The organism is Polaromonas jejuensis NBRC 106434 (assembly GCF_001598235.1).
GTDB lineage: Bacteria > Pseudomonadota > Gammaproteobacteria > Burkholderiales > Burkholderiaceae_C > Polaromonas > Polaromonas jejuensis.
Genome location: NZ_BCYO01000018.1, coordinates 78,021 through 88,425 on the forward strand (window position 1 = coordinate 78,021; position 10,405 = coordinate 88,425).

Consider the following 10,405-nt stretch of genomic DNA (forward strand, 5'->3'; position numbering starts at 1 on the left):
GGGGGTGTTGCCGCCATGGTTATGGCTATGGGCGGTGACTGAGAAAGTCCCTTTGAACCTGATTGAGGTAATCCTCGCGCAGGGAAGCATGCGCCAGTCACTCCGCCATTCGAGCCGGGTGTCTGGCCAGCCGACCTGCCATTAATATGAACGGAACGGTTGATGGCCTCCACGCCCTTGTCTTCTACCAGTGGCAACACCGCGCTCACACCGCTGCCCCAAGGTGATCGCCTGTTTGGCTGGCGCGATCATGCAGCGCTCTGGCTCAGTCTGGGCGTGGGTCTTCTTGTCATGCAGGTCGGCGCCTACCTGGTGCCGGCGCTAGGCACCCAGGCGGCCCTCACCGTCATCATCTGTGGCTCCGTGCTGGGGGCCGGTCTGCTGGCCTGGACCGCCAAAATCGGCTGCGACAGCGGCCTGTCGAGCGCCGGCCTGATGCACGCCACCTACGGCAGCCACTTCGCGCGGCTGCCCGTGCTGCTGAACATCGTGCAGCTGATCGGCTGGACGACCTTCGAGCTGGTCGTCATGCGTGACGGCACGCTGGCCATCGCGCGCCAGTCAGGCGGTTTTGCGGGTGCCCTGTGGCCCTTGCTGACAACGCTGCTTTGGGGCAGCGTCCTGCTCTCCTTGCTGGCGGGCTCCATGATCAAGCTGGTGCGCAAGTTCATTGGCCGTTATGGCCTGCCATTGGTGATCGCGTCGCTGTGCTGGCTAAGCTGGCAATTTCTTTCCCGAGCCAGCGCTCAAGGCCTGGCGGAGTTGTGGTATCGCCCCGGCGCGGGTGGCATGAGCACGCTGTCGGCCCTGGACCTGGTGATCGCCATGCCCGTCTCCTGGCTGCCGCTGGTGGCTGACTTTGCGCGCCATGGCCGCAACGGCAACAGCGCGCTGCGCGGCACCTGGCTGGGCTATGCCATTGCCAACATCTGGTGCTATGCGCTGGGTCTGCTGGTGGCGCTCACGACGCCCAGCACGGATATGGTCGCCGCGCTGCTGCTGGCGCAAGGCGGGCTAATCGCCCTGGGCCTGATCCTGATCGACGAGGTGGACAACGCCTATGGCGACCTCTATTCGGGCTCGGTGGCCGGCCACAGCCTGCAGCCCGGCTGGAGTGTGCGGCGCTGGGGCATGGCACTGGCCGTGCTGTGCACCGCGCTGGCACTGGTGTTGCCCATGCACAGCCTGGAGCCGTTCTTGCTGATGCTCAGCTCGGTGTTTGTGCCGCTCTACGGCGTCATTCTGGCGCGTCTGGCCGGTCAGGACCATGTGGCCTCGCTGGTGACTGAACGCCGCGTGAACTACAGCGCCGTGATCATCTGGCTGCTGGGCGTGGCCTGCTACCACCTGTGCGCCCAACTGGCGCCCAGCTGGGGCGCGGCCCTGCCCACGCTGGTGCTGACTTTTGTACTGGCATGGGCGACCCGCGCCCGCTCCATCGACTCGGGCGTCAGCGCGGCAGCTTGATCGGCTTGAGCCGCATGGCCTGTGGCGCGTGGCCGTGGTTCAAGGGCCCGCTGCCCGCGCCGGTGCGCACTTTGGCTCCAGCCGCCAGCGCCCCGCGCACATAGGCATGCGCCGCCTGCACGGCCTCCAGCAAGGTGGCGCCCAGCGCCAGGTGTGCGGCAATCGCTGACGACAGCGTGCAGCCCGTGCCATGGGTGTTGGCACTGTGAATGCGCGGCGCTCGCATCCAGTGCGATTCACCCTGTTGCGTGACCAGCAAGTCACTCACGACCTCACCGGCCAGATGGCCGCCCTTGAGCAGCACCGCCGGTGCGCCCATGGCCAGCAGCTCTTTGGCGGCCAATGCCATCGCTTCTTCGCTGTCCAGTGGCCTGCCGACCAGCAAGGCAGCCTCGTCCAGATTCGGCGTGACCACGGCCGCACGTCGAAACAGTTCACGAACCAGTACCGCAATGGCAGGGTTGTCGATCAGCACGGCCCCGCTGGTGGCCACCATGACCGGGTCCAGTACCACGTTCGGAAGCGCATGGCGGTCAATCGCCTCCGCCACCGTCTGCACAATCTCGGGGGAATGCAGCATGCCTATCTTCACGGCATGCAAGCCAATGTCTTCGACCACCGCATCAATCTGGTCGCGCAGCATCTCGGGCGGGACGCCGTGAATCGCCCGCACCCCCCGCGTGTTTTGAGCGGTCAGGGCCGTGATCGCCGTCATGCCGTAACAGCCCAGCGCCGCAAAAGTTTTCAGGTCGGCCTGAATGCCGGCGCCACCGCCGCTGTCGGAGCCCGCTATAGACAGCACCCGGGGGTACTCAAATTCAAAAACCTCGTTAGTCATCCATTCACCCTCCGGCTTTCCCGCGCCTTCAATTCATCATCACACAATGCCCGCAGGCCTGCGGCGGCGGCATGTGGATCGCCCGCCGCGCACAACGCACTCACCACGGCCAGGCTGTCGGCCCCCGACCGCAGCACCTCGCGCGCATTGCCCGCATGAATGCCGCCTATGGCCACCAAGGGCAAGCGGGTGGCGGTGCGAACCACAGCCAGGCCCTCCAGGCCCCAGACCGTCTTGGTGTCGAGCTTCGTCGGCGTGGCAAAGACCGGGCTCACGCCAAGGTAGTCCAGGGGCAGCGCGGCGCTTTGCGCCACATCGTCCATGGACTCGACGGACCAGCCGATAAAAACCTCGGGCGGCAGCAATTTGCGCGCCGCATCCACCGGCAGGTCGCCCTGGCCCAGGTGCACGCCCTCGGCACCGCAGGCCAGCGCGATGTCAATACGGTCATTAATCACCAGCGGCACACGGTGCGGCGCCAGCAGCTTTTTCAGCATCAGGGCTTGCGCCAGAAACTCACGCGTTCCCAGGTTTTTTTCGCGCAACTGCACGCAGCTGACGCCGCCCTGTACGGCGGCAGCCACCACCTCGGCCAGCGGCCGGCCACGCATCAGCGACCGGTCGGTGACCAGGTACAGCCGCAAAACATCAGGGTTCAGTCTTGCCACGTTGCCAACTCCAGCCTGAGTCGCGTCTCAAACGTAGCCTGCTCCAGAAGTTGCAGTTCATCAAGCAGGCTCACCGCCATGCTGCCCACACCCAAACCGTGTGCCTGCACCTTCTCGGCCGCCACCTCACCAACCACGCCCAGAAAGGCCATGGCCGCCGTGGTGGCGCGCCAGGCATCGGGCTGCACGGCGCAGAACGCGCCTATGAGTGCCGTGGCCGAGCAGCCCACCCCGGTGATTCGCGTCATCCATGCGTGACCATTGGAAAGGCGGGCCCAGCGCCGCCGGGCATCAAACACGTGGTCAATCTCACCGCTCACACATACAGTACCTCCGGTACGCCCCGCCAGCGCTTGGGCAGCGCCCAGTGCGTCATTGGCGGCTGCGCTGCTGTCAACACCACGCGTTTTGACGGTGGCACCCGCGGTACTCATGATTTCAGAGCCGTTGCCGCGAATCACGGTGGGCAACGCGATGGCAAACAGACTCTCCAGCGCCTGGTTCCGGTATGGCGTGGCACCAGCCCCCACGGGATCAAGCACTGAGGGAATTCCGCGCTGTGCAGCGACCACCAACGCCAGCTTCATGCTGTCCACCCAATACGAATCCAGGGTGCCAATGTTGAGCACCAGCGCTTGAGCGATGCCCGCCATGTCACGCACTTCCTCATGGGCATGGGCCATGACAGGAGAGGCGCCGGCAGCCAGCAGGACGTTGGCATTGAAGCCCATCACCACCAAATTAGTGATGCTGTGCACCAGCGGTGAACGTTCGCGCACAGCCACAACATCGGACCAGAGATCAGAAGCAGAAAGTTTGAAAGCCATTTTTTCCTTGGGGCAAGAACACGGACAGGATCGGTGGTAGAAAATGCGGAACCCTGAGGCCAAGCGAACGGGCATCGTTCAATTCCAGCCCAATCCGCCTGTTCCAAATGCTTTGCCGCTGGCGATTATGGCGTAACGCCAGCCTGCGAGCGACCCAAAGACATCGCCACGAACGATGTGCAGCGTGGTATCGACGCTCGCCCGATACCCGAAGAAAAATGCCCCAAAACCCGCGCGATCGACCCGATGGCAGGCGTTGCACTGTGAAATAGCGTTGCGCCAGAATTCCCACGGGAATCCGTGTCGATGATTGGGATTCGGGTTGATCTGAAAACGGCCGTGATGGCAAGCTGGAAAGTCTTCTGCCGTTTTATACCTTCATGCCCCGCCTGTGCCCAAAACCACGGGAAGCTGAATCCTGCAGAAGATCTGCCTCAAGCACGGCCCTATCGGCCTCCTATGGCCCTGGCAATCGATTCGTTAATCGTCGCTTCGAGGTTCAGCCCCCTCAGAATGCCCAAGCCATTGGTAGTCGCCTGGATCACGGTCTGGTTGCGGATGGTCTGGCTATCCAGCGTGTTCTGGATAACCATCGCCAACGGCACGGTCACTGCGCCCGGATCCACCGTGTTGCCCGGACCGTTTTGTACCACGCGTACCTGCGACATGATTTGCTGCCCCAACACCGCGGCCTGCGCCGATGTGAGTTTGGCAACGTCGCCTATCTGGAGGACCGTGGAGGCCATCAGTTGGCCATTGATAAAGACCGCGCGATCAATGCCGAAGGACACCACAAGACCTGCCCCCAGGTCGAAGCCGCCGCGCAGCTGATCCAGTGCACGGTCGCTGACAGCCAGCCATACCGACTCCTGGTACGGCTGCTGCGGAATATTTTGTGCCTGGCTGGCGCCAGCCAACAGCAGACCGCACAGACCGGCGGCGAGCCAACGGTCAAGGTCAACACGCACATGCAGCAACGGTTTCATCAGAAATCTCCCGGACCTAGCGCAGGCATCGTCACACCCGCAAGGCCATCCCGGTTGACCCCGGCCGCCAGCGGCGCCTGGGGTGCGACGCGCCAGTCGGCCGCCCTATTGAAGTGCGCAGATTCCATGCGATTGTGAATGACGAACAGCAGGCGGCTTTGCCAGCTGGCCTCGAAAACCGGGCGCGCAACGGCGCGTGTGCCATTTGCGGGATCGCCAATCAGCACGCGGCCTGCGCGCAGCCCTTTAATCACGACAAAATGCTGGTATCCGCCCTCGTTGATCAGCACGATGGCAGGCACACGTGCCTCGGCCAGTTTGTCCAGCGCTTGCTCAAACCCATCCGCCTCGAAGCCTTGCGCATGCAAGAAGCGTTTCATGTCGAGCAGTGAAAAACCTTCGCGCTGTATTTTTTGCTGATCACCGTTTCTGTACATGTATTCGAAGACGGCCCCCTCGCTCACAGGGTAAGCGTAATGGTGCGTCAGCAGCGTGGCCACAGCGGCCGAACCGCAGCTGAAATCGTATTGCTGCAGCAATGTTCCGGCCAAGCGGGCCTGCCGGATGCTGGTGACAGGTATGGAGACATCACCGCCACCCATCGACGGAAAGTAAGCCGACGGCTCTCCGGCCATGGCTGGCAGTGTCACCACAGCAGCCATGAACGCCAGGGACCACAGCGGGCAACGCATGATGTCCTCCAGTCAATTCATCTGCAGGTGCAGAATCATGGCGTTCTGGATCAACACGTTGGCGCCGGAGTTCTGGATCACCAACGGCATCCCGCTCATGTTGGAGAACGCGCCGGCGCTGATGGTATTGGTGCCGGTCACCACATTGATGGCGGTGTTGCCGGCGGTTGTGCCGGTCAGCCTCATGTCGTTGCGCACGATCTCCGTGCCGCCACGATACTCATCCAGCGTGGCCGTACCGACGGGCCTGCCGAAACCGGCATGCCCGGCGCTGTACTCGGCGGCACCTGGTGTGGCCTGCTGTTCCTGCGGAGTTTGCGCAAGCAGCGAGGCAGGCAACAACAAGGCCAATGCAGCGCCAGCGAGCCAAGAGATGTGAAGTGCTTTCATCGGGTGCCCTTTCTATCCGTGCTAGCGCAAAACCGGCATCAACCCTGGCATACGGGGCCACGATTGATGCCGGCTATTGGCTTACCGGCCGACCGCCAGGTTGGCCTGTATGTTCACGCTTTGCTGAACCAACGAGGAAATCCCGCTGTTCTGGCTCGCGATCATGATGCCGGCCGCCGATTGCCCGACGCTGGTCATGCTGTTGGCCATGCTGAAGGTGCCCGCGTTGACGCTGTTGCTACCGCCAGCGCCGCCGGAGCCGCCCTGGCCCACGCCGCCGGTGCCGCCAGCGGCCGTGTTGACACCACCATTGCCCGCGCCACCGGTGCCACCCGTGCCACTGCCTCCGGCACCACCGTTGCCGGCGGTGTTGCTGCCGTTGCTGGCGCTACCATTGGTGGCGCTGCCGTTGCTGGCCAATCCGCCAGAACCGCCGGTACCTGCGCCGCCAGTACGGGTGCCGCCACCGCCATTTGCGGTTGAAGTCCCGCCGCCCCCGCCAGCGGCACCATTGCCCCCCGAGCCGCTAGCGCCCGCAGTGCTAAGAGTGCCATTGGCGTTGCCACCACTGGCATTGCCGCCATTGCCGCCGCCGTCACCGTTGGCCGCTGATGGACCACTGCCGTTGCTACCCGCAGCGGACCCACCTCTGCCGAGAGCACCATTACCGGCCGTGGCGCTGCCATTGGTGGCGCTACCGTGGGTGATGGCGCCATTGGAGGCACTGCCGCCAGTCGCCCCCACTGCCCCTACGCCGCCGGCGCCATTGCCACCGAGACCCGTCCCGGAACTGGTACCGCCTCTGCCCGTGCCACCGTGGCCCCCATTGCCAGTGCCTCCGGCAGCGGATCCGGTGTTGTAGGCATAGTTGCCCAAGCCATGCACGGTGTTGCCGGTGACAACGCCATTAAGGGTACTGGTGGCCGTGGCCGTGGTCACGTTGAAGGCGTTGCTGAACGTACCGGTGGAGCCGTTGTTGAGTGCTGCCGACCGGGCAGCGCTGGCAAGCGCCTGGCCGGAATTCTTGTTGCTGCTATTGTCGGAATTGTTGGTACTCTTGTTGTTGGCTTGATCCGAATTGTTTTGCGTTGCTGTGGAATTCTCGTTGGCCTGCGGCCCACTTCCGCCTTGGGTCGAGGTAGCAGTCGCGGTTTGATTTCCGGTCGTTGCAGTAGTAGTACCGCTGGTACCGTGGTTGGTCGGGTTTGCCCATGCGGAAACGAATGCAAGGGCGATCGCCGAAGCCAGAAGTGTCTTTTTCATGGAGCCTCCTTGTTGATTAATGAACAACTTTCTTGGTTGAATTGCGTGACCGCAAATCGTTAGAAAGTCAGCAACTTCAATGCCAACCTCTGCCTTCCCGAAGTAACCCCACGGCGCTGCTGAGGAAAATAGGATTGCCCCTGATGTGAAGGTCGAAAATAACGTCAATGCGATGGAGTTCAGCGCCAAACTGTCACAGTTTTGAGACGGTCGCTTCACCACCTTGATGGCAGCAAGGTTTGTTGTCACTTCGAAATTTGGCCTTGCGGTTGTGTGCAAATACCACCGCAGACGCGTTGGCGATGCATGACGGCCACTGTCACGTCGCTGTTACACGGTAAAAAGGCAGTGACCGGCGGGTCCATCTGCCGCCTGACCTGATGCCATGGAAAACAACGAGCAACGCCATGGGCACAGTTTTTCTCTGTGCCTGACAACATCGATTGGCAGTGCATCAAGCGTGTGACGGTGCATCACTCCCGATACGACAGATCACTTTTGCTTACAACTTGTTTCTTGCCGTCAAGTGCAACGAGCACCTACGCTACATGCAAGCAAAAAGAAGGTCCACGCCGTGCGACCGTGGCAAGAAAGGAGGGCGCGATGAACAATTCACGCCGTGACGGAGCATCGGCCATCCTGGCCTGTTCCGCGCTCGCCATGACTGCTACGGCGACCTATGCACAGGGTGTTCCGGCCGCCAATGATGCGGCAGAAACGCGCATCGAACAGTTGCAGCAGCAGGTCACGGAGCAAGCCCAGCAGATTAAAGCACTCAGACAAGCCGTGACGGAACAGGAGGCGCGTCACCGCGAATTGCAACGTGCACTGGGCCAGGAGCCTCGCCCCGCCGCAGGGGCTATCGAAGGTGCCGCTCCATCCATGGAGGCGGCGGGCACGAGCAACGCAACAGAGACGTCCCAGCGAGCCGTGCGCATAGGGGTTGCGCCAAGCCAGGAGCCTTCACCCCCATCCGTAGCCCCATTGTTTGAGCAGCCCGGGATTCTCACGCCCAAAGGCAAATTCGTACTGGAGCCATCGGTCCAGTACGTCTATTCATCGAGCAATCGGGTAGCGCTGGTAGGCTTCACCATTATTCCGGCGCTGCTGATAGGCCTGATAGATGTTCGTGAGGTTAAGCGCAACACGATCACGGGCGCCCTGACGACACGCTACGGCCTGAGCAATCGATTCGAGGTGGAGGCCAGATTGCCGTACGTGTACCGGTCCGACTCGACCATCAGCCGCGAGGTATTTACAAATTCGGCTTCTGACACTGCGTTCAACAGCAGCGGCAGGGCCCTTGGTGATATCGAACTCGCGGCCCGCTACCAGCTCAACGAAGGAGGCGGGAATCGGCCATATGTCATTGGCTCGTTGCGCTTCAAGTCTCGCACAGGCAAAGACCCTTTCGACGTTGTCACTGACTGCGTCACGCGCTGCGTTGGGAATACAACGGGAACAGGTTTACCGCTGGAGTTGCCTACCGGCTCAGGCTTTTACTCCTTGCAACCGGGGCTGACGTGGCTGTTCCCGTCTGATCCCGCCGTTTTCTTCGGGGGTATCAGCTACACCTATAACTTCAAGCGCAGCAATGTGAGTCGCCTGGTACTTAACGGCGAGCGGGAGTTTATCGGTACGGTGGAGCCCGGCGGTATCTTTGGCGTCAATTTCGGTATGGGCCTCGCACTCAACGAAAAATCATCTTTCAGCGTGGGCGTTGAGCTCAACTCGGTCGGCCGCACACGTCAAAACGGAGAGCCGGTACGAGGCTCCGTAAGGACCCAGCTAGCCAGCATGCTGCTGGGCTATTCGTACAGATACAGCGACAAGACAGCGTTTAGCGTCACGGTTGGTGCAGGCCTCACGCGTGACTCTCCGGACCTCACCATGACCTTCAGAATTCCGATGTCATTCTGAAGGCAATGCCATGGAACGGCGAAAGGTTCTTTGCGTCGGTTGGGAGGAGCACTCCTCCGAGGTGACCGAGCATTTGCGGGCAGGTGGCTGGGAAGTACTGGCCTCGCCTGATCTTGCCACGATGCAACGCATCCAGGCGCAGCAGCATGCACAGGTTGGCGTGCTGTTGCTCAAAAATTCCCCCCCTGAGCGACTGGGCTCGCTTGAACAGTGTCTTCGCCTATTACGCAATGTGGAGTGGGTCGGCGTTTGCCACGCCGAAGCACTCAACTCGGCAGCCCTGCGCGAATTGGTTTTGAGCTACCTTTTTGACTACCACACGCAGCCGGTGGACTGGCGGATTCTCGACCTCACATTGGGCCACGCCTTTCGCCGTGCCCAATTGCGTCGCCGTGACAATGAGTACCTGCAGACCGCAGGCTGCATGGGCATGGTCGGGCACAGTGCGGCGATAGTGCGATTGCAGCAACAGGTCCGCAAGGTAGCTGTTACCGAGGTACCGGTACTCATTGGTGGAGAAAGCGGCAGCGGAAAAGAACTTGCCGCACGTGCCATTCACCAGTGTTCCCCGCGGGCCCGCGGGCCATTCATCGCCATCAACTGCGGCTCAATCGCCCCGTCCCTGATTCATTCGGAACTGTTCGGCCATGAGCGCGGTTCATTCACTGGCGCAACGGCAGGAAGGCAAGGACTGATCGAATCAGCCAGTGGCGGCACCATATTCCTGGACGAAATCGCTGACCTGCCGCTTGAACTACAGACCAACCTCCTGCGGTTTCTACAAGAGCACACCATTCATCGTGTTGGCTCCACTCGCAACCTGCATGTCGACGCCCGCGTGATTGCGGCGTCGCACGTGGATCTGGCAGACGCCGTCGCATCGGGCCGGTTTCGCGACGACCTGTTCTACCGTTTGAACGTACTTCCTCTTGCGGTGCCATCCCTGCGGGAAAGAAAGTCCGATGTGCCTGAACTGGCACAACATTTTTTGCAGCGCTGCATGGCCGACAAGCACCAAAGACGGGTGGAAGGCTTTAGCCAGCAAGCCATGACTGCCATGATGTCTCATGGGTGGCCAGGCAATGTGCGAGAACTGTGCAACCGTGTGCAGCGTGCCATCGTAATGACTGATCAGCGATTAATCACGCCTGCCGATCTAGGACTGGCAGTAGAAAGCAGTGCCATCGGTATCGGACTAGACGCCGCGCGCACCACGGCGGAACGGGACGCTATTGCACTGACCCTAGGCCGTGTTCACCGCAACATTACCCACGCCGCGCGCGAATTGGGCATTTCGCGCATGACACTGTACCGACTCATGGACAAACACGGCATCGCGCTAGGCGCCGAGTAA

At 61.7% G+C, this 10,405-nt stretch carries 10 protein-coding genes; 3 read left to right on the forward strand and 7 right to left on the reverse strand.

The window, feature by feature from the left end; all coding sequences use genetic code 11:
* Nucleotides 1-162 precede the first annotated feature (162 nt).
* Nucleotides 163-1,467, forward strand: coding sequence for a purine-cytosine permease family protein (locus PJE01S_RS17930; protein ID WP_068835011.1), 1,305 nt, complete (start codon nt 163-165; stop codon nt 1,465-1,467).
* Here PJE01S_RS17930 and thiD read toward each other — a convergent pair.
* From thiD to PJE01S_RS24645, 7 genes are all read right to left on the reverse strand, one after another.
* Nucleotides 1,451-2,305 carry a bifunctional hydroxymethylpyrimidine kinase/phosphomethylpyrimidine kinase gene (gene thiD, locus PJE01S_RS17935; protein ID WP_068835012.1) on the reverse strand — a complete coding sequence of 285 codons (855 nt, stop codon included), beginning with the start codon at nt 2,303-2,305 and terminating at the stop codon, nt 1,451-1,453. The two genes, PJE01S_RS17930 and thiD, sit on opposite strands and share 17 nt — an antisense overlap.
* The gene (gene thiE, locus PJE01S_RS17940) at nt 2,302-2,973 is read right to left on the reverse strand and encodes a thiamine phosphate synthase (RefSeq protein WP_068835013.1); all 672 of its coding nucleotides are present in this window, start codon (nt 2,971-2,973) and stop codon (nt 2,302-2,304) included. Before thiE ends, thiD begins: the two co-directional genes overlap by 4 nt.
* Nucleotides 2,961-3,800, reverse strand: coding sequence for a hydroxyethylthiazole kinase (thiM, locus tag PJE01S_RS17945; RefSeq protein WP_068835014.1), 840 nt, complete (start codon nt 3,798-3,800; stop codon nt 2,961-2,963). Before thiM ends, thiE begins: the two co-directional genes overlap by 13 nt.
* Before the next feature lie 446 nt (nt 3,801-4,246).
* Nucleotides 4,247-4,786, reverse strand: a complete 540-nt coding sequence (locus tag PJE01S_RS17950; protein ID WP_068835015.1) for a hypothetical protein — start codon at nt 4,784-4,786, stop codon at nt 4,247-4,249.
* Nucleotides 4,786-5,478: a C39 family peptidase gene (locus tag PJE01S_RS17955; protein ID WP_068835016.1), complete on the reverse strand. Its 693-nt coding sequence runs from the start codon at nt 5,476-5,478 to the stop codon at nt 4,786-4,788. The genes PJE01S_RS17950 and PJE01S_RS17955 overlap by 1 nt, the downstream gene beginning before the upstream one ends.
* A gap of 12 nt (nt 5,479-5,490) precedes the next feature.
* Complete coding sequence (locus PJE01S_RS17960) at nt 5,491-5,868, reverse strand: hypothetical protein (protein WP_084389622.1); 378 nt, start codon at nt 5,866-5,868, stop codon at nt 5,491-5,493.
* Between the two features lie 81 nt (nt 5,869-5,949).
* Nucleotides 5,950-7,131, reverse strand: a complete 1,182-nt coding sequence (locus PJE01S_RS24645; protein ID WP_084389623.1) for a hypothetical protein — start codon at nt 7,129-7,131, stop codon at nt 5,950-5,952.
* A gap of 603 nt (nt 7,132-7,734) precedes the next feature.
* Here PJE01S_RS24645 and PJE01S_RS17975 point away from each other — a divergent pair.
* On the forward strand, nt 7,735-9,051 hold the full coding sequence (locus PJE01S_RS17975; protein ID WP_068835020.1) for an acetate kinase: 1,317 nt from the start codon (nt 7,735-7,737) through the stop codon (nt 9,049-9,051).
* A 10-nt stretch (nt 9,052-9,061) separates the two neighbouring features.
* The gene (locus PJE01S_RS17980; RefSeq protein ID WP_068835021.1) at nt 9,062-10,405 is read left to right on the forward strand and encodes a sigma-54 dependent transcriptional regulator; all 1,344 of its coding nucleotides are present in this window, start codon (nt 9,062-9,064) and stop codon (nt 10,403-10,405) included.

Excerpts from the sequence above, each read along its gene's own strand:
- PJE01S_RS17950 (WP_068835015.1), bottom strand. The coding sequence starts at position 4,786 with ATGAAACCGTTGCTGCATGTGCGTGTTGACCTTGACCGTTGGCTCGCC.
- PJE01S_RS24645 (WP_084389623.1), bottom strand. The coding sequence starts at position 7,131 with ATGAAAAAGACACTTCTGGCTTCGGCGATCGCCCTTGCATTCGTTTCC.
- thiD (WP_068835012.1), bottom strand. The coding sequence starts at position 2,305 with ATGACTAACGAGGTTTTTGAATTTGAGTACCCCCGGGTGCTGTCTATA.
- PJE01S_RS17975 (WP_068835020.1), top strand. The coding sequence starts at position 7,735 with ATGAACAATTCACGCCGTGACGGAGCATCGGCCATCCTGGCCTGTTCC.
- thiM (WP_068835014.1), bottom strand. The coding sequence starts at position 3,800 with ATGGCTTTCAAACTTTCTGCTTCTGATCTCTGGTCCGATGTTGTGGCT.
- PJE01S_RS17955 (WP_068835016.1), bottom strand. The coding sequence starts at position 5,478 with ATGCGTTGCCCGCTGTGGTCCCTGGCGTTCATGGCTGCTGTGGTGACA.
- PJE01S_RS17930 (WP_068835011.1), top strand. The coding sequence starts at position 163 with ATGGCCTCCACGCCCTTGTCTTCTACCAGTGGCAACACCGCGCTCACA.
- PJE01S_RS17960 (WP_084389622.1), bottom strand. The coding sequence starts at position 5,868 with ATGAAAGCACTTCACATCTCTTGGCTCGCTGGCGCTGCATTGGCCTTG.
- PJE01S_RS17980 (WP_068835021.1), top strand. The coding sequence starts at position 9,062 with ATGGAACGGCGAAAGGTTCTTTGCGTCGGTTGGGAGGAGCACTCCTCC.